Consider the following 22,704-nt stretch of genomic DNA (forward strand, 5'->3'; position numbering starts at 1 on the left):
GCTGTCAACGTCCGCCTTCATCGCCTGTGCATCTTGCCAGATGTCCAGCGCACTCAGCTCGGAGACAGGATTCAGATTGATTTTCTCAAACAGTGAGGCGTATACACCACCCACAGCAGGACGTTCCAGCACCACGCTTTCCCCGCCAGCAATATGATTTTGTACAGACATGAGCATTCCTTGATTAATCCGTTAAAACAGCATGATGGTTAAGGTTGTTTTGAAGCCAGTGCGGACAGTTCATTTCGCAACTCAGCACTAAGCGACTGGTCAACAACGATTTTTTCCAGCTCTTTTCGGAAAGTCTGGTTATCCAACAGGTTAGCTTTGAGATCGCGAAGCAAGTTGCGCATCGCCAGCATCGCCTTCAGCTGCGGAATTTGGGCAGCCACCTGCTCTGGCGTGAAATCTTTCATGCTCTGGAAAGTCAGCTGAATGTTGTCTTCACCACCATCGTCAGACAGTGTATTTTTTACGGCCAGGTTAACTTTTGGGGAATATTCGGAAAGAACGCTATCAAAATTATTTTTGGTGATGTTAATCTTTTCACGCTCAGATATTGTCGCAGATTCCTGCCCGTTGCTGAAATCACCCGTAACAAGCAATTTCAAGGGTAATTCCATTTTCTTGCTTGCTCCGCCAGTATGCAGGTCAAGCTTCAGGTTAATACGTGCCTTAGGCACCTCGTTCTGAAAACTGTCAGCCATCTAATCATCCCTCTTTGTTTTGCTATGCCAACTTCACGGTATCGTTCTTGATGCGCAATAATAGAATAATGATCGGAACAAAATCAAATACACAGATCATTTATCCGATACAAGAATTTTCTTAAGAATTTTCCACTAAGACATTATCGCAAATTGCTCAATCAACTCAGAAAAAGAAACTACTCTTTTCTCACAAATCGAATATTTGTATCGCCGAAGGGATTGCAGCCAGAGAGATATTAATAAAAACCTCTTATTTTGATTTGCATCACGGCACTATGTCAAAAAACAAGAAAGAACTGCAATATTTTATTGCAGTACGATTAAAAGAAGAGAAAAGTGGGTGATAAAAGACGACTATTCCATTGAGGATATGAATAATAAATAAGATTTTTCACAAAGAAAATTCTTATTTATTAGGTAAGGAAGAAATAAACGAGAAATAATTAATTTGCCGTAACTCAACAATGCCATTCTTTTTCGTTACGTCTTCCATCCGATCGCCAGGGCTTCTGCTCTCCGCTCAGTCAGGAAAAACGCTTTCAATGCGACTTTCTATAAAATCTGTAAAATCAAGCACCTCCTTAACTGCCGCTTTTTTAATCAAAAACGAGTAATAGCACATATCGTATAACGGTGCTACATTACGCCGCCCGCCCAAATCAGCAGTGGCCAGGCAACGCCGTAAAGTTCGGTAAAGCCTGCAACCATCACCTTGAAGAACGGTCTTATCGGCACGTCGTATCGCAAACTCTGCGCTACCTTTACAGGCTTCACATAGGTTTTACTATTTTGTCTCAATCCAAATTTCAACGCGCGTTTTTACACCCGCGTTACTGGTTTACATGGTTTGGTCTTGGCGTTCTCTGGCTGCTGGTTCAACTTCCGTACCCTGTCCTGCGTTTGCTGGGGTCGAAACTGGGCAGCGCTTCCCGCTTCTTCCTGAAACGCCGCGAATCCATCGCGCGTAAAAATATTGAGCTTTGCTTTCCGCATTACAATGCCGAAGAGCGCGAGAAACTCATTGCTGAAAACTTCAAGTCTATCGGCATGGCACTGCTTGAAACCGGCATGGCCTGGTTCTGGCCGGATGAGCGCGTCCGCAAGTGGTTTGACGTGGAAGGGCTGGATAACCTTAAACGCGCGCAGATGCAAAAACGCGGCGTGATGGTCGTCGGCGTTCACTTTATGTCGCTGGAACTGGGTGGCCGCGTGATGGGTCTGTGCCAGCCAATGATGGCGACCTATCGACCACACAACAGTCCGCTGATGGAGTGGGTACAAACGCGTGGCCGCATGCGTTCGAATAAGGCGATGATCAGCCGTAATAACCTGCGCGGTATGGTCGGGGCTCTGAAGAAAGGTGAAGCCGTCTGGTTTGCCCCCGATCAGGATTATGGACGTAAAGGCAGCAGCTTTGCGCCTTTCTTTGCGGTTAAAGATGTTGCGACGACCAACGGCACCTTTGTCATTTCTCGTTTGTCGGGCGCTTCCATGCTGACCGTGACGATGGTGAGAAAAGCAGATAAATCAGGCTATCGTCTGCACATCTCTCCTGAGATGGCTAACTATCCTGAAAACGAGTGCGAAGCCGCGGCGTTTATCAATAAAGTCATCGAAACTGAAATCATGCGTGCGCCAGAGCAGTATCTGTGGATGCATCGTCGTTTCAAAACCCGCCCTATTGGCGAAGCCTCGCTCTATATTTAAGCTCTTCAGAAAGGTTAGTTTCGCTAAGAAACTAACCTTTTCAATCACCTGTCATCCGTTAAGAAACCGTTTTTCATTGCGTCGCCCAAAGTGAATTTATTGCGATGCGAAATCAAACTGTCGCCGTTCCACGACACTCGTAAGTGACGGAAATTATTTAAAAAAATCCCTCTTGTCACCCCTCATTTTTAGGCGTACATTAGCGCCGTCTGGCAACAGGAAAGCACAGAATTCTGAGCTGGAGTCAGCGGCGAAACGGGAAAATTCTCATTTCCGCTTTGACCGGATTTCAGTTCTCTATAATCAGGTGGACTCTGTTTTTAAATGCGTACCACAAGATACGCGGAGCGATGAAACGTGAAATATTTCTTTATGGGCATTTCTGTGATTGTTTTAGTCTGGGCCGGAACCTTTGCCCTGATGATCTAGTGAAGAACATGCAGTCAAAAAAACAGGAGCCATTGGCTCCTGTTTTTTTATGTCATGATGACGCGGGATTTTCAGCCACGCTCTTCGAGGAGAGAAGCCCGTCGGCCCGGAACATACTCTTGATGCCCCTCACCGCCTGACGAATGCGGTCGCTGTTTTCAATCAGGGCAAATCGCACATGGGTGTCGCCATAATCACCAAAGCCAATGCCCGGTGATACGCACACCTTCGCATCCTGGAGCAGCTTTTTGGCAAACTCCAGCGATCCCATCGCCGCGTACGGTTCCGGAATTTTCGCCCAGACGTACATGGACGCCTTCGGCATTTCCACCATCCAGCCGGCTTCATGCAAGCCTTTTACCAGCACGTCACGGCGGCGCTTATACTGAGCGGCAATCTCGTGGACGCACTGCTGGTCACCCTCAAGAGCAGCGATAGCCGCAACCTGCAGCGGCGTGAAGGTGCCGTAGTCGTGATAACTCTTAATTCGCGCCAGTGCACTCACCAGCGTTTTGTTACCCACCATAAAGCCAATACGCCAGCCCGCCATGTTGTAGCTTTTCGACAGGGTGAAGAACTCTACCGCCACGTCACGCGCGCCCGGGACCTGCATAATAGATGGCGCTTTCCAGCCATCATACACGATGTCGGCATAGGCTAAATCGTGAACCACCAGCACGTCATAACGCTTCGCCAGCGCGACCACTTTCTCGAAGAAATCGAGCTCCACGCACTGGGCCGTTGGGTTCGACGGGAAACCGAGGATCATCATCTTCGGTTTCGGATAGCTTTCGCGAATCGCACGTTCCAGTTCGTTAAAGAAATCGACCCCTTCCACCAGCGGAACCGAACGGACCTGCGCCCCGGCAATCACCGCACCGTAGATGTGGATTGGGTAGCTGGGATTCGGTACCAGCACCGTATCGCCATGATCCAGCGTAGCCAGCATCAGGTGTGCCAGCCCCTCTTTCGAGCCGATGGTGACAATCGCTTCACTTTCCGGATCGATATCAACCTGATAGCGATCCTGATACCAGCGCGAGATCGCGCGACGTAATCTGGGAATACCGCGGGAGGTCGAGTAGCCGTGCGTATCCGGACGCTGGGCAACCGTGCAGAGTTTTTCAACGATATGCGGTGGTGTTGGGCCGTCAGGGTTACCCATGCTGAAATCAATAATATCTTCGCCGCGCCGACGCGCAGCCATCTTCAGTTCAGCGGTGATATTGAAAACATAAGGGGGGAGACGATCGATACGCGTAAAACGGCGTTCAGGACTGAATTCAGCCATAGATTCCTCAGATTAACGTTAGCGCCCGGACCGTCCGAGCGACGCTGCCACCGATGTGGCGTGCTTAGAAAATAACCTGAAAAAAATCACCCTGTCGAGAGGGAAGTGAAAAAAAAGCGATCGCCTGAAAACCGGAACCCGGCTGTGCCGAAAAGCGGAAGTCCCTGTTTCAGGGTTGGCTTTCTGATAGCTGTTATTTAACAGGATGATATCAAAACAGTTACCTGACGATACGCAGGCTATAAAAAATCAGGATGTGTCCGTTACCCACAGACAATCCCCTTTAGAAATTATGGTTTTTCCTCATTTGATAAACCTGACGGATAGCTGGTCAACACGCGTCAGGTTTTTTATCATGGTTCTTTCCCGTTTTCCCAGGTCTACTCGTGCACGAAATATTCACTATGCTGCTGGCGGTTTTTGACCGTGCGGCATTAATGCTGATTTGCCTGTTTTTCCTCATTCGCATTCGCCTGTTTCGCGAGCTATTGCACAAATCCGCACACTCGCCAAAAGAGCTGCTGGCCGTTACCGCCATCTTTTCGCTGTTCGCCCTGTTCAGCACCTGGTCTGGAGTGCCGGTAGAGGGTTCGCTGGTTAACGTGCGCATTATCGCCGTGATGTCTGGCGGAATTTTGTTTGGCCCGTGGGTGGGTGTCATCACCGGCGTGATTGCCGGAACCCATCGCTACCTGATTGATATCGGCGGCGTCACGGCGGTGCCATGCTTTATTACCAGCATTATCGCCGGGGTGCTCTCCGGCTGGATCAGCCGCAAAATCACGAAAAAACAGCGCTGGCGCGCCGGGATCGTGGCGGGCATGGTGTGCGAAACGCTGACCATGATCCTGGTCGTCGTCTGGGCCCCGACCACCGAACTTGGGCTGGATATCGTCTCGAAAATCGGTATTCCGATGATCCTGGGCAGCGTGTGCATCGGCTTTATCGTGCTGCTGGTGCAAAGCGTTGAAGGGGAAAAAGAGGCCAGCGCCGCCCGTCAGGCCAAGCTGGCGCTGGATATCGCCAACAAAACGCTACCGCTCTTCCGCCACGTTAACGCGGAGTCGTTGCGTCAGGTCTGCGAAATCATTCGCCATGACATCCACGCTGACGCTGTCGCCATCACCAATATTGACCACGTGCTGGCCTACGTTGGCGTCGGGGAGCACAACTATCGCGATAATGATGACACCATCAGCCCAACCACCCGACAGGCGATTAACTACGGTAAAATCATTATTAAAAACAATGATGAAGCCCACCGAACGCCGGAAATCCACTCCATGCTGGTGATTCCGCTGTGGGAGAAAGGCGTCGTGACGGGCACGCTGAAAATTTATTACTGCCACGCGCATCAGATCACCTCCACGCTGCAGGAGATGGCCATCGGCCTGTCGCAGATTATCTCCACCCAGCTGGAAGTATCCCGGGCGGAACAACTGCGTGAGATGGCAAATAAGGCAGAGCTGCGCGCGCTGCAGAGCAAAATCAATCCCCATTTCCTGTTTAACGCGCTGAACGCGATCTCCTCGTCCATTCGTCTTAATCCGGACACCGCGCGCCAGCTGATTTTTAACCTGTCGCGCTATCTACGCTACAACATCGAGCTGAAAGATGACGAGCAGATCGACATCAAAAAAGAGCTGTATCAGATTAAAGACTACATCGCGATTGAGCAGGCGCGCTTTGGTGACAAGCTCACGGTCATTTACGATATTGATGAAGAGGTCAACTGCGTGATCCCAAGCCTGCTTATCCAGCCGCTGGTCGAAAACGCGATTGTTCACGGCATTCAGCCGTGTAAAGGCAAAGGCGTCGTCACCATCAGCGTCACCGAAAGCGGCAACCGCGTGCGTATTGCCGTGCGCGATACCGGCCACGGCATTGATCCAAAAGTCATTGAGCGGGTGGAGTCTAACGAGATGCCTGGAAATAAAATCGGCCTGCTGAACGTGCACCACCGGGTCAAGCTGCTTTACGGCGACGGGCTGCATATTCAGCGTCTTGAACCGGGCACCGAAATTGCGTTTTACGTCCCGAACGAGCGCTCTCCCGTTCATTCGGCAACATCACTGTTGCCCCAGGTGGAGTAACCCATGAAAGTCATCATCGTAGAAGATGAAATTCTGGCTCAACAGGAGCTAACCTGGCTTATCAACACCCACAGCCAGATGGAAATTGTGGGTACCTTTGATGACGGTCTGGACGTGCTGAAGTTTCTGCAGCATAACCGGGTCGATGCCATCTTCCTGGACATCAATATTCCGTCGCTGGATGGCGTATTGCTGGCGCAAAACATCAATCAGTTTGCCCATAAGCCGTTTATTGTTTTCGTTACCGCCTGGAAAGAGCACGCCGTAGAGGCCTTCGAGCTGGAGGCATTTGACTATATCCTTAAGCCTTACCAGGAGTCGCGGATTGTCAGCATGCTGCAAAAGCTGGAGGCCGCGTGGCAGCAGCAGACCGCCCCTGCAAACGCCAGCCCAACGGTACGGGAAAACGACACCATTAATTTGGTCAAAGATGAGCGCATCATCGTGACGCCGGTCAGTGATATCTACTATGCCGAAGCCCATGAAAAGATGACGTTTGTCTATACGCGACGGGAATCTTACGTGATGGCGATGAACATCACCGAGTTTTGCAGCAAGCTGCCTGCGTCGCACTTTTTCCGCTGCCACCGCTCGTTCTGCGTCAATTTAAACAAGATCCGCGAGATCGAACCGTGGTTTAACAACACCTATATCTTGCGTCTGAAGGATCTGGATTTTCAGGTGCCGGTAAGCCGCAGCAAGGTGAAAGAGTTCCGCCAGCTCATGCACCTGTAACAAAAAAGCCCTCTCCTGCGGGAGAGGGCTATGCGTCAGAGGATTTGACCGAGAACCTGACGCAGGTGGGCACCCGACCCCAGCAGGCCTGGGTTATCATGCACGATCAGATAAACCGGAATGTCCTGCACGTAGCTTCTGAAGCGCCCTTTATCCTCAAACCCGCCGCGGAAGCCGGAGGCTTTAAAGAACTCCAGGAAACGCGGCACAATACCACCTGCAATATAAACGCCTCCGAAGGTACCCAGCGTCAGCGCCAGATTGCCGCCGAAGCGCCCCATGATCACGCAGAACAGCGACAGGGCACGACGGCAGTCAATGCAGCTGTCCGCCAGCGCGCGTTCGGTGACGTCTTTCGGCTGCAGATTTTCCGGCAGACGACCGTCCGATTTCACAATCGCCCGGTACAGGTTCACCAGCCCCGGTCCTGACAGCACGCGCTCGGCGGAGACGTGGCCGATCTCCGCGCGTAATTCTTCGAGGATAATGCCCTCTTCTTCGCTGTTTGGCGCAAAGTCCACGTGACCACCTTCACCCGGCAGGCTCACCCAGCGCTGAGCGACATGCACCAGATGTGAAACGCCCAGCCCGGTACCGGCCCCGTAAACCGCAATCGGCTTACCTTCGACCGGTTCAGCGCCGCCAAACTGGATCAGATGCTCAGGCTTCAGCATCGGGATCGCCATGGACACCGCGGTAAAGTCATTGATGATTTCAAGATGCGCAAAGCCGAGGTTTTTTTTCATCTCGGCGATGGAGAATGCCCAGGTATGGTTGGTCATGGCGACCCAGTCGCCGGTTATCGGGCAGGCAATGGCGATGCAGCCATCTTCGACGCTTATCTGATGCTCCTCCAGATAGACGCGGACAACGGCCTCAAGGCTTGGATAATCGAGACCGGAATAGGTTTTCGCCCGGGAAATTTCACCGCTATTTACATCGCATAATGCAAGGCGCGCATTCGTGCCGCCCACATCGCCTACCAAAGCATACTTTGTCATTCTTCTACTGCTCCGCTAAAGTCAGAATAAATCTTTGGGACACTGTAAATTCAAGGCGTGATAACAACAACGACCGGAAGGTGAATGCCCATGGATTATCGATCTTCGTCACAGAATAACTTTACCGTTTCAGCACCTTTTGCACTATTGCCATAAGGCTTAATGTGCAAAGTAACGTAATACCGTTTTGTACAAGGAAATCATCATGCTTCACCCGCGAGCCAGAACCATGCTGTTGCTGGCAATTCCGGCGCTCATCATTGGCGTGGTTTCAAGTCTGGTCCTTATTGTCGTGATGAAAGTCGCGTCGGTGCTGCAAACACTATTATGGAACGCGCTTCCTGCAGGGCTGGGCGTCACCGCTGACTCTCCTGCGTGGATCGTTGGGATGCTGACGTTAACCGGTATTGCGGTGGGCCTGGTGATCCGTTTTAGTCCCGGCCATGCTGGCCCCGATCCGGCACTGGAACCGTTGATTGGTGCCCCGGTAGCCCCCTCGGCGTTGCCAGGGCTAATTATTGCGCTGATTATCGGTCTGGCCGGCGGCGTTAGTCTGGGACCTGAGCATCCGATTATGGCCGTGAACATTGGCCTGGCGGTTTTTCTTGGTTCACGCATTTTGCCCCGCGTTGGCGCGCTGGACTGGACTATTCTCGCCTCCGCAGGCACCATCGGGGCGCTCTTCGGCACGCCCGTTGCGGCGGCACTGATCTTTTCTCAGACGCTCAGCAGTAACAACGACGTCCCGCTGTGGGACAAGCTCTTTGCCCCACTGATGGCCGCAGCCGCCGGAGCGTTGACGACCAGCCTGTTTTTCCATCCCCATTTTTCACTCTCTCTCCCCCACTACGGCCAGATGCAAATCGCCGATATTTTCAGCGGTGCCATCGTCGCCGCCATCGCCATTGCGCTGGGCATGGTGGCAGTATGGTGTCTTCCACGCCTTCACCGGCTGATGCACAGACTCAAACACCCGGTGCTGATTCTGGGGGCTGGCGGTTTGATTCTGGGTATTTTAGGTACGATCGGCGGGCCGGTGACGCTGTTTAAAGGACTGGACGAGATGCAGCAGCTGGCCTTCAGCCAGGTGTTTAGCGTCTCCGACTATCTGCTGTTTGCCGTGATCAAGCTGGCAGCGCTGGTGGTGGCGGCCGCCTGCGGTTTCCGTGGTGGACGCATCTTCCCGGCGGTCTTTGTCGGCGTCGCGCTGGGGCTGATGCTGCACGAGCATGTCGATGCGGTCCCGGCTGCGATTACCGTTTCCTGCTCGATTCTGGGGCTGGTGCTGGTGGTCACGCGCGATGCCTGGCTGAGCCTCTTTATGGCCGCCGTGGTGGTACCGGATACCACCCTCATCCCGTTACTTTGCATCGTGATGTTGCCCGCCTGGCTCCTGCTGGCGGGCAAACCGATGATGATGGCCTGGCGAAACGACAAATGATCAGGCGCTGTTGCGCGCTTCCAGCGCTTTGGTGATTGCCCCCAGCAGCGGAGGGATATCGGCTTTCGGCAGCATCACCTCAATCAGCGAAAGCCGCTCGTGGTGTGCCACTTTCTCAAGGACGTCCGCCAGCTGCTCCGCTTCACTGACCCGCCAGCACTGGGCCTGAGGATCAAGGCTCAGGGCCTGCGGGATTTGCGTCCAGTTCCATAGCGCAATGTCGTTGTAACGCTGCTCAGGCCCGTGGATCGCTCTTTCCACCGTGTACCCTTCGTTGTTCAGGACCAGAATAATGGGGTGTTGTTTATCCCGCAGCATCGAGCCAAGCTCCTGAATAGTAAGTTGCGCAGCGCCATCCCCCGTCAGGACAATCACGCGCCGGTTCGGGCAGGCCGTTTGCGCGCCAAATGCTGCCGCCAGCGTATAGCCAATCGATCCCCACAGCGGCTGGACGATAAAATTCACGTCAGCCGGCAGACGAAGGTCGATCGCGCCGAAGGCCGAGGTGCCCTGATCCGCAAGAATGATGTCTCCCGGACGAATAAATGTCTGCAACGTTTGCCAGAAATTCGCCTGCGTCAGCGAGCCATCCGGCTGCAGGTAGGCCATCGCGCTTTGAGAAGACTGCGCGGGTGTCTCGTGCACGTGCTGTTTGCACAGTTCCACCAGCGTTTCGATTGCCTGAAGCATAGGGATGCCGGTAAACCAAAGATCACCTACGCGTGAGGCATGAGGCTGAACTTCTATCGTTTGTGCCGGGGTGAGCTGATGCGTGAAGCCGGCGGTCAGGGTATCGGTAAATCGCGTGCCGATGCACAGTACGGTATCCGCCCCTTCAATCGCCTCTTTTACCGCACCGGCGCTCGCTGAACCGCTGTAGGTGCCATAAAATCCGGCGTGACGTTCGTCAAAGATACCTTTGCCCATCAGCATGGTGGCGTGTGCCATCGGCACGTCTTTGACCCATTTTTGTAGCGCATGCTTCAGGCCGTGGCGCAGGACAAGGAAATCGGCCAGCAGCGCAGTACGCTTGCTCCTGGCAAGCTTGTTTTCTGCGGCGTCCCGGAACGCTTTCAGGCAGGCACTATCGGCGTGTGGATGCCTGAGCGTGAGAGCGTTTACAGGGGGAGTGGCGGCCTTTTTTGCCACGTCGGCAGGCAACATCAGATAGCCGGGGCGACGCTCCCGGAGCATTGTCGTTAACACCCGGTCGATTTCATAACAGGCGTTTTGTTCGGTCAGGATCGCCTGTGCAGCAGTGATCGGCTCGCTCATATGATAAAAATGACGAAACTCACCGTCGCCAAGCGTGTGGTGCAGCAGCTCCCCTCTTTGCTGTGATGCCGTACCCGGTGCCCCCACAATATGCAAGACCGGAACGTGCTCGGCGAAGCTGCCCGCAATGCCGTTCATGGCGCTTAACTCTCCTACGCCAAATGTCGTCAGCAGCGCGGCAAAGCCCTTACATCGGGCGTATCCGTCAGCGGCATAAGAAGCGTTTAACTCGTTGGCACAGCCCACCCAGCAGATATCCGGGCTGTCTATCACATGGTCGAGAAACTGCAGGTTATAGTCGCCCGGCACGCCAAACAGATGATCGGCTCCACAATCAGTAAGACGGTCCAGCAGGTAATCGGCGACGCAGTATGGGGTACGCATGAACAGGTATCCTTCTAATGTTGACCTCACCTTGAGTATTAAATAAGCGTGATGGCTGTCCAGAATTGGCGATAAGAAGGGCATGGAAAGAATGCTTTACAAAAAAGGCTGCGCTATGCTGCTTTTTTTCACGAAAATGTAAACGCATACACTGATTTATCACTTCAGCGCCAGAGGTCACGAAAATGGGTTATCAGCCGGACAAAAATCGTTACAGGACAATGGAGTATCGCCGCTGCGGGCGAAGCGGACTCAGGTTGCCTGCCATCTCGCTTGGGCTGTGGCATAACTTTGGTGACGCCACCCTTATCGAAAACAGCCGTCAACTTTTACAGCGTGCGTTTGATCTGGGCATTACGCATTTCGACCTTGCCAACAACTATGGCCCGCCCCCCGGATCGGCCGAACGTAATTTCGGACGTATTTTGCAGGAGGATTTCCTCCCCTGGCGCGACGAGCTAATCATCTCCACCAAAGCGGGTTATACCATGTGGGAGGGGCCTTACGGCGACTGGGGGTCACGTAAATATCTGCTGGCAAGCCTCGATCAAAGCCTGAAGCGCACGGGGCTGGAGTATGTGGATATCTTCTATCATCACCGGCCAGATCCTCAAACGCCGCTGCAGGAAACCATGAAAGCGCTTGACCATGTGGTGCGTCAGGGGAAGGCTTTGTATGTCGGATTATCCAACTACCCGGCTGTTCTGGCTCGCCAGGCGATTGATATCCTTAATGACCTCGGGACGCCCTGCCTGATCCACCAACCGAAGTACTCCCTCTTTGAACGTGCGCCGGAAGCGGGGCTGCTGGACGTGTTGCAGAAAAAAGGAGTCGGCTGTATTCCCTTCTCGCCGCTGGCCGGCGGGCAACTGACCAATCGCTATCTGAACGGCATCCCCGCAGACTCACGCGCGGCTAGCGGCAGTCAGTTCCTTAAACCCGATCAGCTCACCGAAGAGAAGCTGGAGAAAGTCAGGAAGCTGAATGCCCTGGCAGAAAGTCGCGGCCAGAAGCTGTCCCAGATGGCGCTGGCCTGGGTATTACGCCATGAGGAAGTGACGTCGGTGCTGATTGGGGCAAGTAAAGCGGCTCAGATTGATGACGCCGTGGGGATGCTGGCAAACCGCCATTTCTCTGCAGAAGAGTTGGCCCGTATAGACGCGATCCTGAGCAGCTCAATATAACATCACTTTTAGCAAAAAGTGCTCTCACCCAGGAATTCGGAGTTGAGGCGATGATACGACGCTTTACCAACTCGTAAAATTGCGTTAACAGGCCCAACAAAGGCCCCGATCGTGAAGGAGAAAGAGTATGTTCAGGTCACTGATTCTTGCAGCGGTATTACTGGCTTCGGCGCCGCTGATCGCCACTGCGGGCGAAATCACCCTGTTGCCATCAGTAAAATTACAAATTGGCGATCGTGACGACTACGGCAGATACTGGGACGGCGGCTACTGGCGCGACCGTGATTACTGGCATCGTCACTATGAGTGGCGCGGCGATCGCTGGTGGAAACATGATAACGGCAGACACCGCGGCTGGTATAAAGACAGCGCCTATGAGCGCGGTTACCGTGAAGGCTGGAACGATCGTGACGACCGTCGCGGCGGCTGGGGTCGCGGCAAAGGTCATGGTCACGGCCATCATCACTAATCAAAAATCAAAAAGGAGCCTCCACGGCTCCTTTTTTTGTTAAAGACCCAGCGCGGTTCCCACTAACAACCACAGGTTCAGCGCAACGACCACCACCACGATGGCCCACCCGGTTCGTTTCACCAGCGTTGAGTTGACCAGCTCGCCCATCAGGGTTTTGTTGCTGGTAAAGATCAGCAGCGGCACCAGCGCCAGCGCAATACCAAAACTCAGCAGCACCTGGCTCATGACCAGAATTCGCGTTGGGTCGAGTCCCATCAGAATCACCACAAATGACGGCAGCATGGTGACGGAACGACGAACCCACAGCGGAATATGGAACCGGACAAACCCCTGCATCACCACCTGGCCTGCCAGCGTGCCCACCACCGTAGAAGAGAGACCAGCAGCCACCAGGCTAAGGCCAAATATCGTGGCGGCAGCATGGCTCAGCAACGGCTCCAGCGTGAGATATGCCTGGTCGAGATCGGCAATACCGGTATGACCGTTAAAGTGGAAAGCTGCGGCTGCAGTAGCCATCATCGCCAGATTGACAAACCCCGCGATGGTCATGGCGATCGCCACGTCCCACTTGGTGGCGGAGTAACGTTCTTTACGCGTCCCACCGTGGAGATGCTGAGTCAGCGAGGAGTGGAGATAGATCACATGCGGCATGATGGTCGCCCCCAGCACCCCGGCGGCCAGGAACACCGCTTCCGAGGTCGGCAGGCTTGGGATCGCCATTCCTTTACCGAGCTGCGCCAGATTCGGCTGTGAGAAGATTAGCTCAACGATATAGGCCGCCGCGACAAACAGCAGCAGACCGCCAATGACCTTCTCCAGCGGCTTTTGACCCCGACGCTGCAGCATCAGGATCAGGAACGTGGCAATCCCGGTGAGGACCGCCCCCTGCAACAGCGACACACCCAGAATCAGCTTAAAGCCGATCGCTGCGCCGATAAATTCAGCAAGGTCAGTGGCCATGGCGATGATTTCAGCCTGAACCCAGTAGAGCCAGACCGCGGGACGCGGATAATGGTCGCGAATTTGCTCCGCCAGGTTTTTGCCCGTCGCAATCCCCAGCTTTGCGGAGAGCATCTGAATCAGCATTGCCATCAGGTTTGCCCAGACGACCACCCAGAGCAGCTTATAACCGAAGCTGGCCCCGGCCTGAATATTGGTCGCAAAGTTACCTGGATCGATATAACCAATGGCAGCGATGAACGCAGGTCCCATTAATGCGAACCGCAACTTGCGCGCTGCTCTGCCACTGCTACCCTCTACGCGACTGTTTGTCATTTCTGCCTCTGAAATATAGCCTTTGCTATGTTTAATGCTATCAAAATGAGAATGATTATCAAGATCATTTATGAAGTTTGCAGTGATTTCTCTGATAGCTTTGAACGATAGACGGGCGGGTAAGTGGGGCGATCTAACCGAAACTGAAATCGCGCATGCTTTTGTGAAGACTAGCACACAAACTTAACTTTTCACTCATTTACCTAACATAACAAAAATGTATTGTGGATCACTATTTTTGAGACTCGTCACAGGATGTAACTATAGTGTGTCCTCGATCTCGTTTTCTTTTCGCTTGTTACATAGAATGTGCACGAAAATTAAACCTGCCTCATATTTGGAGCAAATATGGACCGCGTCCTTCATTTTGTCCTGGCACTTGTTGTCGTTACTGCACTCGCATTGCTGGTCAGCACAGACCGCAAAAAAATTCGTATTCGTTATGTTGTCCAACTGCTGGTCATTGAAGTTTTACTTGCGTGGTTCTTCCTGAACTCCAACGTAGGCCTCGGCTTCGTGAAAGGCTTCTCCGAAATGTTCGAAAAACTGCTCGGATTCGCCAATGAAGGGACCAACTTTGTCTTCGGTAAAATGAACGACGAAGGTCTGGCGTTCTTCTTCCTGAAGGTTCTCTGCCCTATCGTCTTCATCTCCGCGCTGATCGGTATTCTGCAGCACATTCGCGTTCTGCCGTTCGTGATTCGTGGAATTGGTTTCCTGTTATCCAAAGTGAACGGCATGGGTAAGCTGGAATCCTTTAACGCCGTCAGTTCCCTGATCCTCGGTCAATCTGAGAACTTCATCGCGTATAAAGATATTCTCGGCAAGATGTCCCGCAACCGCATGTACACCATGGCGGCAACCGCAATGTCTACCGTTTCCATGTCTATCGTGGGCGCGTATATGACCATGCTGGAACCAAAATACGTGGTGGCTGCGCTGGTACTGAACATGTTCAGCACCTTTATCGTTCTGTCGCTGATCAACCCGTACCGCGTTGACGCCAGCGAAGAGAACATCCAGATGTCTAACCTGCACGAAGGCCAGAGCTTCTTCGAAATGCTGGGTGAATACATCCTGGCCGGTTTCAAAGTCGCGATTATCGTTGCCGCCATGCTGATCGGCTTCATTGCGCTGATTTCTGCACTGAATGCCCTGTTCGCCGCGGTGCTGGGTATCTCCTTCCAGGGCATTCTGGGCTACATCTTCTACCCTGTTGCATGGGTGATGGGTGTTCCGGCTCACGAAGCGCTGCAGGTGGGCAGTATCATGGCAACCAAACTGGTTTCTAACGAATTCGTTGCGATGATGGATCTGCAGAAAATTGCCAGCACGCTTTCTCCGCGCGCGGAAGGTATTCTCTCCGTGTTCCTGGTCTCCTTCGCGAACTTCTCGTCTATCGGTATCATCGCCGGTGCGATTAAGGGTCTGAACGAAGAGCAGGGTAACGTGGTTTCTCGCTTTGGCCTGAAGCTGGTTTACGGCTCTACGCTGGTGAGCGTCCTGTCCGCATCCATCGCGGCACTGGTTCTGTAACGTTTACCGTTAAACAAAAACCGGGAGCCTGGCTCCCGGTTTTTTTATGCCCGCAATTCTTCCAGCGGTTTGGGTTTGCCTATCAGGTATCCCTGCAGGTAATCCACACCAAAGCGAAGCAGCATCTCCCGCTGGGCCGGCGTTTCGACGTATTCCGCGACGACGCACAGCGATTTTGCCTTCGCCAGATTACACATCGACTGGACGATCATTGCATCCATGTCGTCTGTACAAATGTCTTTCACAAAGCAGCCGTCAATTTTAATGATGTCCGCCTGCAGGCGTCTGAGGCGCTCGTAGTTGGCGTAGCCAGTACCAAAATCATCTATGGCGATTCGGAAACCGTAATCCCGCAGCTGCTGAATATTGTTGATACTTGTGCCTGAATTTGAAAAAGCCTGCTCCTCGGTGATCTCAATCACGACGGCCTGAGATGCCACGCCGTACCGTTCAAACAGCGCGCAAATCTCGGTCGCCACCTCTTTTTGCATCAGCGTGAGCGGCATCAGATTGACGGAGAAACGGGCGCCAGCCTGTGTTGCAGGGTGATCGCGCAGCCACAGCAGTAATTTCTCCATAATGCACATATCAAACCGATGACTGAGGTTGAACTGGGCAATCAGCGGAATAAAGCGGTCAGGGGTGAAGATCTCGCCCTCGCTCTCCATACGCGCCAGGATTTCGTAATACCCGCTCCCGTCCGCCTTCTGGATCGGTTGCGCGTATAAATGGAACTGCCCCGCCTCAAGGGCATGCTTAATCCGCGCCAGCATCAGGACACGCTCTGTCGTTTGTCCTGATGCCGCCTCAAGGCTATTCGTGAGCGCGAGAACGTTTTGCTCTCCGCAGGCCTGCTCTGCCAGCCAGCTCAGCTGTCCCAGGGTGTGATGCAGCTTTTCGCCGTTTTCGACCATTCCCCACGATGCGCCAAATTCAATATCCAGCCCGGTGTTGTTCCAGAAAATCTTACGGCTGTTCAGCCGATCGACCATATGCTGGAGACGCTCGGCGGTTCCCGGCCCCAGTAATACCAGCACCAGTTCGCTTCCCGGAAGCTGGAAGAGCGTCTCATCTTTCTGCAGAAGTGGCTGTAGCGACGTGGCGATCGTACGTTTGCAATGGACCCGCATGATAATCCCGTAGTGGCGGCTCAAAAACTCCAGGTTATCCATGCGCAGAATGCACACTTTGGCATCCGGGTGAATCTCAAGATAATCTTCCAGCGCACGAATATTGGGCAAACCGGTAAGGGGATCGGTAAGCGCCCTGCCCTGCCAGCCCCGCTTCAGCCACTCGCTGCGCTGGTAAATGCGCGACATGTAAAGCAAGCAGATAGCGAAAGAGATCAGCACTGAGAGGATAAAGGAGAGAGAATGGCCCGATTCGACCCCGTTCAGGAAGTTGTAGTTGTAGGTCAACAGCAGGAGCGCTGAGGTGGCCCACAGCAGAGAAATCAACGCATAGGTCAGGCGGCTTATTGCCAGGGTAAATAGAATAAAAATCAGCGGCATCAAATAGCCCGCAATGACCGGTGATTCAAAAGGACCACATAAAATGATGAGAATGGCGCCTAAAAGCATCAGCCAGACAAAAATATATAATGGATTCTTGTGATAAAACACGGGCTTCACGCTTCGCCGCCAGAAGGTGACGGCATAACGAGGATTAATTATCATTCTTAATGGGTAATAGAACATCATGGTAAAAATCAGCCCCGCGCATATCAGGCTTTGAATATCCACAACATTATAAATTACCGTCCCTTCGCCGAAATAGGTTGATATAGTCACCGGAAAATCAAACAAATAGCCTGCCATATACATCGACAGCTTAATACCAAATGGCACAATAAAACCGAGCCAGAATATACGTAACCCGATGTGCTTGTTAGGGATGGAGTGGCGCCAGCGCTTGCCCAGCATGAGGCGTAGCAGACCGCAGGCCGCGAACAACGCAAAGGTCTGACAGAACAGCAAAACTGAATATTGTAGCGGCGCTAAATTAATATAGAATAAATTAGTGACAGTAAAACCTAACAAAATGGGAAGAATAGCCCTGCGCCCAAATAGCAGAATTACCGCCAGCATCACGCTGAGCGGCAGCCATGCTAAATAAACGTCATGACCATTAACAATTGCGCGTGGAGAGAGATAACGGGAGACAGGTACCGCAATCAGACAAAGTGTCAGGGCAATTATAAATATCTTTACATTATTGTACGTTTTTCTATTCATTAAGCTGATGAGTATATTATCCGTCTGAATCATTGACCGGATGGATAATAGGTTTATTAATTGCACGAATCAAGTTCAAGTCTATTTATAGACACGTTTATTGATTTCGATTGAGGTGAGGTATGGGAATACCTTCTTTTTGATAACAAAAACCAGTGGCGGGCGTTACAAACAGATAAAAAAAACCCTCGTCATTTGACGAGGGTTTACAATTTTGGTGGAGCTAAGCGGGATCGAACCGCTGACCTCTTGCATGCCATGCAAGCGCTCTCCCAGCTGAGCTATAGCCCCACATGTGACTTTACTGACCGCACTCTGTTGGGTTCAGAGTTTGGTGGAGCTATGCGGGATCGAACCGCAGACCTCCTGCGTGCAAAGCAGGCGCTCTCCCAGCTGAGCTATAGCCCCATCGTAAAGCTGTCATGTTGACGGGCGGCATAATATGAATTCCGCTGCGGAGTGTCAACGGCAAAATCAATGACCGCCGTTCGATCGCCGAAAAATCATGCAAATGAATCACTTTGCGAGCGTGCTCGTAATCAGGAGTTAAGCCTGTCACGTTTTCATGTAAAACGGTGCTATAAAATGAGCCGTTAATTAACCCCACTGATATTCAGGAAATTGCATGATCAAGGAACGAATGACGCCAGAAGAGTTAGCCCTGCTCACTGGCTATAGCCGACAGACCATCAATAAATGGGTACGCAAAGAGGGTTGGATTACGTCACCAAAACCTGGCGTTCAGGGCGGGAAAGCGCGACTGGTACATGTGAACGAAAAAGTTCGCGACTTTATCCGCAGCGCACGTCGGGCAAGCGAAACGTCCGATATGGCAGAAGGTACCAGCCATAACAGTTCGCTTCACACCCTACTCCTGACGCTGGCTGATGAAATGACGCCGGAAGAGCAGAAACAGATGACATCGCTGTTACTGCGGGAAGGGATCACCGGATTGTTGCAACGTTTAGGGATTCGCGATCGGGACTGATATGAAAAAATTACGGAGCAAAATGACCACGGAAGAGCTGGCGGAGAGTTTGGGCGTTGCCAGGCAAACGGTTAATCGCTGGATTCGCCAGCAGGGCTGGAAAACAGAAGGACTCAATGGCGTGAAAGGCGGTCGCGCGAGGCTCATTCATATCGATGCGCGCGTGAAGGAACATATCATGAGTCTCCCGGCGATTCGCAACCGTCAGGCGGTTTACCATCTCGCGGAGGCCACTTCCGCCTACAATGCCCCCTCTGCAAACCTGTTTCCGGGCATAATTGAGACGCTGGAGAGTATGACTGCAGCAGAGCAGAAGCGTCTGGACACCTTCCTGAAGCGCGAAGGCATTCACGGCTTTCTTAAGCGTCTGGGTATTGCAGAAGAAGAAGCATAAAAAAAAACGGCAGGTTCCCCTGCCGTTTGTTTTATCTGAGACGTTATTACTGCTGATTTTCTCGTTCAGCGATAAAGTCCAGAGCCTTGTTAATGCGCGCTACGCTGCGTGATTTGCCGATAGCATGAACCGTTACGTCCAGCGCCGGAGACTGACCCGCACCGGTCACCGCAACGCGCAGTGGCATACCGACTTTACCCATGCCGACTTCCAGCTCGTCCGCCGTCGCCTGAATGGCGTGATGCACATTCTCTGCGGTCCACTCGGTAATAGCAGCCAGCTTGTCACGCACCACTTCCAGCGGCTGACGCGCAACCGGGCGAAGGTGTTTCTTCGCGGCGTCCGCATCAAACGCATCAAACTCTTCATAGAAGTAGCGGCAGCTTTCAGCAATCTCTTTCAGCGTTTTGCAGCGCTCGCCGAGCAGTTTCACCAGATCCGCCAGCTCAGGGCCTGTGCGGGTATCAATATTTGCCTGCTCAATGTGCCACTGCAGATACGTCGCCACATATTCTGGCGGCATGGTATTGATGTAGTGATGGTTCAGCCACTGGAGCTTGTCGGTGTTGAACGCGCTGGCGGATTTGCTGACAGAGCTCAGAGAGAACAGTTCGATCATCTCTTCGCGGCTGAAGATCTCCTGGTCACCGTGAGCCCAGCCCAGACGCACCAGATAGTTCAGCAGCGCTTCTGGCAGATAGCCGTCGTCGCGATACTGCATCACGCTCACCGCACCGTGACGTTTAGACAGCTTTTTCCCGTCGTCGCCGTTGATCATGGAGACGTGCGCATAAACAGGCACAGGGGCGTTCAGCGCCTTCAGGATGTTGATCTGACGTGGCGTGTTGTTGATATGGTCTTCACCGCGCACAACGTGGGTAATTTCCATATCCCAGTCGTCCACCACCACGCAGAAGTTGTAGGTTGGAGAACCATCGGTACGACGGATGATCAGATCGTCGAGCTCCTGGTTGCTGAATTCGATCGGGCCACGGATCTGATCGTCAAAGATCACAGACCCCTCTTGCGGGTTAGCAAAACGCACAACGCAAGGCTCATCTGCAGCATGCTCGCTGTGGTCGTGGCGGCAGCGGCCGTCATAACGCGGCTTTTCACCGTTCGCCATCTGCTCTTCACGCAGCGCATCCAGACGCTCTTTGGAGCAGTAGCACTTATACGCCGTGCCCGCGACCAGCATCTCATCAATGACGGCGTTATAGCGGTCAAAGCGTTTGGTCTGGAAGTAGGGACCTTCATCCCATTCCAGGTTCAGCCAGTTCATCCCATCCATAATGGCTTCAATTGCTTCTGGCGTGGAGCGCTCAAGATCGGTGTCTTCAATACGCAGCACGAACTCACCTTTGTTGTGGCGTGCGAAAAGCCAGGAATAGAGAGCGGTACGTGCACCACCGACGTGCAGATAGCCTGTCGGGCTCGGCGCGAAGCGAGTTTTGATTTTCATGAAATGGCCTTACGTTATAAAGATGCCGGCAATCGGCAAATCCTGGGGAAAAAACAATGGGCAATATTCTATCACTGTGCGGCGATTCCTCAATGTTGTTCCCTGAATCGGGCCCGAGTTTGCGATTTTTGTTTAGAAATCATGCGCCACTGCCCGTTTCGCGATCGTTTTGCTTAATTTTACGACGAACGAATAAAAACTTTAGAAAATGCGTTGACTCATTTTCAACTCTCCCTATAATGCGACTCCACACAGCGGGGGTGATTAGCTCAGTTGGTAGAGCATCTCCTTTACACGGAGGGGGTCGGCGGTTCGAGCCCGTCATCACCCACCATCTACTTCGGTAGACTCGCAGTGTAGATAAGGATTGAGATTGGGCGATTAGCTCAGTTGGTAGAGCATCTCCTTTACACGGAGGGGGTCGGCGGTTCGAGCCCGTCATCGCCCACCATTCTCATCTTATCGCAGCAGTTCCGAAATGGGCGATTAGCTCAGTTGGTAGAGCATCTCCTTTACACGGAGGGGGTCGGCGGTTCGAGCCCGTCATCGCCCACCATTTCGGGTCGTTAGCTCAGTTGGTAGAGCAGTTGACTTTTAATCAATTGGTCGCAGGTTCGAATCCTGCACGACCCACCAATGTAAAAAAGCGCCCTAAAGGCGCTTTTTTGCTATCTGCGATATAAAAAATGTGAACCTGCCGCATTTTCCTCAAGCTAATCCCGTCGGTGCCGATACCTCTGTTTTATAACGCGAGGAAAAAGTATGACGACCATTCAGGCATCAACCCAACCTATTCAAACCAGCGGCGGGAGCGGTACTTCCAGCAGTAACGATATCGCCGCGCAAATCAGCCGCATTCTCGATAAGATCAAAAAGCTAACTCAGCAGCTAAAAGAGCTGGCGAACAGTCCCGGCAGCACGGAAGATAAGAAAAAGCAGCAGGAACTGATTCAGACCCAGATCAAAGTGCTGCAGGCGCAGCTCGCCGCACTGCAGCGCCAGCAGGCCGAAGAGGCCCAGAAAAAGCAGGATCAAAAACTGGGCAAAGTGGAAGGTGTGAATAGCCCATCAGACAATAACCAGATTGATATCTACATCTGATCTTCTGAAGCGTTAAACAGTGGATCGCGTATGCGGGCCTCGGTCAATCGCTGTGCCTGGATACGCACCACTTCCCAGATAGCCTGCGCCGCCCCCGAGAGTGAACGATTTTTTCGCCGCACCAGCATTAGCTTTCGTTCGACAACGGGCGTCAACCGCTTCACGGCCAGTCGACTTCCCTGAGGCAGGGGAAGCGCCAGGGCGGGCAACACGCTGATGCCGATCCCGGCTTCCACCATGGGAAACAGCGTTGCCGGGTGGCCAATCTCCTGCACGATCGCTGCCTTTACCCCCTGATTCATCAGCGCGGAATCAATCAGCGGGCGGCTGCCCGAGGCATAATCTTGTAAAACCAGGTTTGCGCCCTGCAGTGACTGCCACCTGACGTCAGGCAACGCGGCCAGCGGATCGTCGTCACGGCAGAGCAGCAAAAAGGGCTCCGAAAGTACGCTTTCGCACTCCAGATCGCTCACCTGGCCGGGATCGATAACAATACCAAAATCGACATCCCCCTGGCGGATGCTCTCCAGTACCCACTGCTGTGGCCGGTCATGCAGGACAAAGTCAATGTCCGGGTAGCGATGGTTCCCCTCGGCAATACACTGCGGGATAAGGTGTGCAGATATCGTCTGGCTGGCCGCGACCCGCACGGTACCCGAAAGCTGCTGCCCCAGCCTCCCCACGTCTCTGAGCGTGCTGTTCAGCTCATCCAGCAGCCGTTCAAGGCGCAGAGCAAGCTGCTGCCCGGCTTCGGTCAACACCACTTCGCGCGTGGTGCGGTCAAGCAACCGGACGCCGGTCTGATTTTCCAGTTCTTTCACGCTGTGGCTGACCGCCGACTGGCTCAGGCCAATCATCTCCCCTGCCCGGCTAAAGCTGCGGGCATTGGCGACGGTAACGAAAATGCGGAGCTGGCGTAAGGAATAATTCATCTGTTTAATTCATGAATGGATGCAATAAATCAATTTTATTTCTCAAATGGAAAAAAGCAC

Annotated in this window: 21 protein-coding genes and 7 tRNA genes; 18 read left to right on the forward strand and 10 right to left on the reverse strand. The window is 52.9% G+C overall.

The annotated features are described in order from the left end of the window. Positions 1–209 precede the first annotated feature (209 nt). Positions 210–707 (reverse strand): type VI secretion system contractile sheath small subunit, encoded by a 498-nt coding sequence (tssB, locus tag B498_RS09980; protein ID WP_008501580.1) that lies wholly within the window; start codon positions 705–707, stop codon positions 210–212. 789 nt (positions 708–1,496) lie between these two features. Here tssB and lpxP point away from each other — a divergent pair. Together lpxP and ypdK are read left to right on the forward strand one after the other, a co-directional pair. Then, positions 1,497–2,417 carry a kdo(2)-lipid IV(A) palmitoleoyltransferase gene (gene lpxP / locus B498_RS09975; RefSeq protein ID WP_025912768.1) on the forward strand — a complete coding sequence of 307 codons (921 nt, stop codon included), beginning with the start codon at positions 1,497–1,499 and terminating at the stop codon, positions 2,415–2,417. 357 nt (positions 2,418–2,774) lie between these two features. After that, a complete protein-coding gene (gene ypdK, locus B498_RS22930) occupies positions 2,775–2,846 on the forward strand; it encodes a membrane protein YpdK (RefSeq protein WP_099458937.1) in 72 nt (23 codons plus the stop codon). A 52-nt stretch (positions 2,847–2,898) separates the two neighbouring features. Here ypdK and alaC read toward each other — a convergent pair whose 3' ends face one another. Next, entirely contained in the window at positions 2,899–4,137 is a 1,239-nt protein-coding gene (gene alaC, locus B498_RS09970) for an alanine transaminase (RefSeq protein WP_008501582.1), read from the reverse strand. 386 nt (positions 4,138–4,523) lie between these two features. On the opposite strand from alaC, the gene B498_RS09965 reads away from it, so the two are divergent. Together B498_RS09965 and B498_RS09960 are read left to right on the forward strand one after the other, a co-directional pair. Beyond that, positions 4,524–6,230, forward strand: coding sequence for a sensor histidine kinase (locus tag B498_RS09965; protein WP_008501583.1), 1,707 nt, complete (start codon positions 4,524–4,526; stop codon positions 6,228–6,230). 3 nt (positions 6,231–6,233) lie between these two features. Further along, positions 6,234–6,965: a LytR/AlgR family response regulator transcription factor gene (locus B498_RS09960; protein WP_008501584.1), complete on the forward strand. Its 732-nt coding sequence runs from the start codon at positions 6,234–6,236 to the stop codon at positions 6,963–6,965. 35 nt (positions 6,966–7,000) lie between these two features. On the opposite strand, the gene glk is transcribed toward B498_RS09960, so the two are convergent. Continuing rightward, positions 7,001–7,966, reverse strand: a complete 966-nt coding sequence (gene glk, locus B498_RS09955; RefSeq protein ID WP_008501585.1) for a glucokinase — start codon at positions 7,964–7,966, stop codon at positions 7,001–7,003. Between the two features lie 205 nt (positions 7,967–8,171). Between glk and B498_RS09950 the strand changes: the two genes are divergently transcribed. After that, positions 8,172–9,407: an ion channel protein gene (locus B498_RS09950; RefSeq protein ID WP_008501586.1), complete on the forward strand. Its 1,236-nt coding sequence runs from the start codon at positions 8,172–8,174 to the stop codon at positions 9,405–9,407. Here B498_RS09950 and ipdC read toward each other — a convergent pair whose 3' ends face one another. Further along, entirely contained in the window at positions 9,408–11,066 is a 1,659-nt protein-coding gene (gene ipdC / locus B498_RS09945) for an indolepyruvate decarboxylase (RefSeq protein WP_008501587.1), read from the reverse strand. Between the two features lie 185 nt (positions 11,067–11,251). On the opposite strand from ipdC, the gene mgrA reads away from it, so the two are divergent. Together mgrA and B498_RS09935 are read left to right on the forward strand one after the other, a co-directional pair. Next, positions 11,252–12,250 carry an L-glyceraldehyde 3-phosphate reductase gene (gene mgrA / locus B498_RS09940; protein ID WP_008501588.1) on the forward strand — a complete coding sequence of 333 codons (999 nt, stop codon included), beginning with the start codon at positions 11,252–11,254 and terminating at the stop codon, positions 12,248–12,250. Positions 12,251–12,377: 127 nt separating this feature from the next. Next, positions 12,378–12,719: a DUF2502 domain-containing protein gene (locus B498_RS09935; protein ID WP_008501589.1), complete on the forward strand. Its 342-nt coding sequence runs from the start codon at positions 12,378–12,380 to the stop codon at positions 12,717–12,719. Positions 12,720–12,758: 39 nt separating this feature from the next. On the opposite strand, the gene B498_RS23130 is transcribed toward B498_RS09935, so the two are convergent. Then, the gene (locus B498_RS23130; protein WP_148639726.1) at positions 12,759–12,905 is read right to left on the reverse strand and encodes a manganese transporter; all 147 of its coding nucleotides are present in this window, start codon (positions 12,903–12,905) and stop codon (positions 12,759–12,761) included. Here B498_RS23130 and B498_RS23135 point away from each other — a divergent pair. The 4 genes from B498_RS23135 to B498_RS09925 all read left to right on the forward strand — a co-directional run bounded on the left by B498_RS23135 (position 12,873) and on the right by B498_RS09925 (position 15,533). Then, a tRNA-Met gene (locus B498_RS23135) sits at positions 12,873–12,988 on the forward strand. The two genes, B498_RS23130 and B498_RS23135, sit on opposite strands and share 33 nt — an antisense overlap. Positions 12,989–13,142: 154 nt before the next feature. After that, positions 13,143–13,475 (forward strand): hypothetical protein, encoded by a 333-nt coding sequence (locus B498_RS23140; protein WP_157179050.1) that lies wholly within the window; start codon positions 13,143–13,145, stop codon positions 13,473–13,475. Positions 13,476–13,547: 72 nt separating this feature from the next. Continuing rightward, positions 13,548–13,937: a hypothetical protein gene (locus tag B498_RS23145; RefSeq protein ID WP_157179051.1), complete on the forward strand. Its 390-nt coding sequence runs from the start codon at positions 13,548–13,550 to the stop codon at positions 13,935–13,937. Between the two features lie 408 nt (positions 13,938–14,345). Continuing rightward, positions 14,346–15,533 carry a NupC/NupG family nucleoside CNT transporter gene (locus B498_RS09925; protein ID WP_008501591.1) on the forward strand — a complete coding sequence of 396 codons (1,188 nt, stop codon included), beginning with the start codon at positions 14,346–14,348 and terminating at the stop codon, positions 15,531–15,533. Positions 15,534–15,577: 44 nt separating this feature from the next. Here B498_RS09925 and B498_RS09920 read toward each other — a convergent pair whose 3' ends face one another. The 3 genes from B498_RS09920 to B498_RS09910 all read right to left on the reverse strand — a co-directional run bounded on the left by B498_RS09920 (position 15,578) and on the right by B498_RS09910 (position 18,175). Further along, on the reverse strand, positions 15,578–17,767 hold the full coding sequence (locus B498_RS09920) for an EAL domain-containing protein (RefSeq protein ID WP_032622932.1): 2,190 nt from the start codon (positions 17,765–17,767) through the stop codon (positions 15,578–15,580). 215 nt (positions 17,768–17,982) lie between these two features. Further along, positions 17,983–18,058, reverse strand: a tRNA-Ala gene (locus B498_RS09915). Between the two features lie 41 nt (positions 18,059–18,099). After that, positions 18,100–18,175 (reverse strand) — tRNA-Ala (locus B498_RS09910). Between the two features lie 217 nt (positions 18,176–18,392). On the opposite strand from B498_RS09910, the gene B498_RS09905 reads away from it, so the two are divergent. Then, on the forward strand, positions 18,393–18,755 hold the full coding sequence (locus B498_RS09905; protein WP_008501593.1) for a YfeC-like transcriptional regulator: 363 nt from the start codon (positions 18,393–18,395) through the stop codon (positions 18,753–18,755). Between the two features lies 1 nt (position 18,756). Continuing rightward, positions 18,757–19,149, forward strand: a complete 393-nt coding sequence (locus B498_RS09900) for a YfeC-like transcriptional regulator (RefSeq protein WP_008501594.1) — start codon at positions 18,757–18,759, stop codon at positions 19,147–19,149. A 46-nt stretch (positions 19,150–19,195) separates the two neighbouring features. Here the strand turns inward: B498_RS09900 and gltX are convergent, their stop codons facing one another. After that, on the reverse strand, positions 19,196–20,611 hold the full coding sequence (gene gltX / locus B498_RS09895) for a glutamate--tRNA ligase (protein WP_008501595.1): 1,416 nt from the start codon (positions 20,609–20,611) through the stop codon (positions 19,196–19,198). 258 nt (positions 20,612–20,869) lie between these two features. On the opposite strand from gltX, the gene B498_RS09890 reads away from it, so the two are divergent. The 5 genes from B498_RS09890 (at position 20,870) to B498_RS09870 (ending at position 21,712) form a co-directional block, all read left to right on the forward strand. Next, a tRNA-Val gene (locus tag B498_RS09890) sits at positions 20,870–20,945 on the forward strand. A gap of 41 nt (positions 20,946–20,986) precedes the next feature. Further along, positions 20,987–21,062, forward strand: a tRNA-Val gene (locus tag B498_RS09885). Positions 21,063–21,091: 29 nt separating this feature from the next. Further along, positions 21,092–21,167: transfer RNA gene (locus B498_RS09880), tRNA-Val, on the forward strand. A gap of 4 nt (positions 21,168–21,171) precedes the next feature. Continuing rightward, positions 21,172–21,247: transfer RNA gene (locus B498_RS09875), tRNA-Lys, on the forward strand. Positions 21,248–21,373: 126 nt separating this feature from the next. Then, positions 21,374–21,712 carry a FlxA-like family protein gene (locus tag B498_RS09870; protein ID WP_008501596.1) on the forward strand — a complete coding sequence of 113 codons (339 nt, stop codon included), beginning with the start codon at positions 21,374–21,376 and terminating at the stop codon, positions 21,710–21,712. Here B498_RS09870 and B498_RS09865 read toward each other — a convergent pair. After that, positions 21,703–22,644 (reverse strand): LysR family transcriptional regulator, encoded by a 942-nt coding sequence (locus tag B498_RS09865; RefSeq protein ID WP_008501597.1) that lies wholly within the window; start codon positions 22,642–22,644, stop codon positions 21,703–21,705. The two genes, B498_RS09870 and B498_RS09865, sit on opposite strands and share 10 nt — an antisense overlap. Positions 22,645–22,704: the final 60 nt, after the last annotated feature.

Origin of the sequence: Enterobacter sp. SST3, from assembly GCF_000286655.1 — a bacterium.
GTDB lineage: Bacteria > Pseudomonadota > Gammaproteobacteria > Enterobacterales > Enterobacteriaceae > Enterobacter > Enterobacter roggenkampii.

Bases quoted from the DNA above. Each gene is read 5' to 3' on its own strand.
- tssB (WP_008501580.1), bottom strand. From the start codon at position 707: ATGGCTGACAGTTTTCAGAACGAGGTGCCTAAGGCACGTATTAACCTG.
- alaC (WP_008501582.1), bottom strand. From the start codon at position 4,137: ATGGCTGAATTCAGTCCTGAACGCCGTTTTACGCGTATCGATCGTCTC.
- B498_RS09960 (WP_008501584.1), top strand. From the start codon at position 6,234: ATGAAAGTCATCATCGTAGAAGATGAAATTCTGGCTCAACAGGAGCTA.
- glk (WP_008501585.1), bottom strand. From the start codon at position 7,966: ATGACAAAGTATGCTTTGGTAGGCGATGTGGGCGGCACGAATGCGCGC.
- B498_RS09950 (WP_008501586.1), top strand. From the start codon at position 8,172: ATGCTTCACCCGCGAGCCAGAACCATGCTGTTGCTGGCAATTCCGGCG.
- ipdC (WP_008501587.1), bottom strand. From the start codon at position 11,066: ATGCGTACCCCATACTGCGTCGCCGATTACCTGCTGGACCGTCTTACT.
- mgrA (WP_008501588.1), top strand. From the start codon at position 11,252: ATGGGTTATCAGCCGGACAAAAATCGTTACAGGACAATGGAGTATCGC.
- B498_RS09935 (WP_008501589.1), top strand. From the start codon at position 12,378: ATGTTCAGGTCACTGATTCTTGCAGCGGTATTACTGGCTTCGGCGCCG.
- B498_RS23140 (WP_157179050.1), top strand. From the start codon at position 13,143: ATGGCTCAGCAACGGCTCCAGCGTGAGATATGCCTGGTCGAGATCGGC.
- B498_RS09925 (WP_008501591.1), top strand. From the start codon at position 14,346: ATGGACCGCGTCCTTCATTTTGTCCTGGCACTTGTTGTCGTTACTGCA.
- B498_RS09920 (WP_032622932.1), bottom strand. From the start codon at position 17,767: ATGAATAGAAAAACGTACAATAATGTAAAGATATTTATAATTGCCCTG.
- B498_RS09905 (WP_008501593.1), top strand. From the start codon at position 18,393: ATGATCAAGGAACGAATGACGCCAGAAGAGTTAGCCCTGCTCACTGGC.
- B498_RS09900 (WP_008501594.1), top strand. From the start codon at position 18,757: ATGAAAAAATTACGGAGCAAAATGACCACGGAAGAGCTGGCGGAGAGT.
- gltX (WP_008501595.1), bottom strand. From the start codon at position 20,611: ATGAAAATCAAAACTCGCTTCGCGCCGAGCCCGACAGGCTATCTGCAC.
- B498_RS09870 (WP_008501596.1), top strand. From the start codon at position 21,374: ATGACGACCATTCAGGCATCAACCCAACCTATTCAAACCAGCGGCGGG.
- B498_RS09865 (WP_008501597.1), bottom strand. From the start codon at position 22,644: ATGAATTATTCCTTACGCCAGCTCCGCATTTTCGTTACCGTCGCCAAT.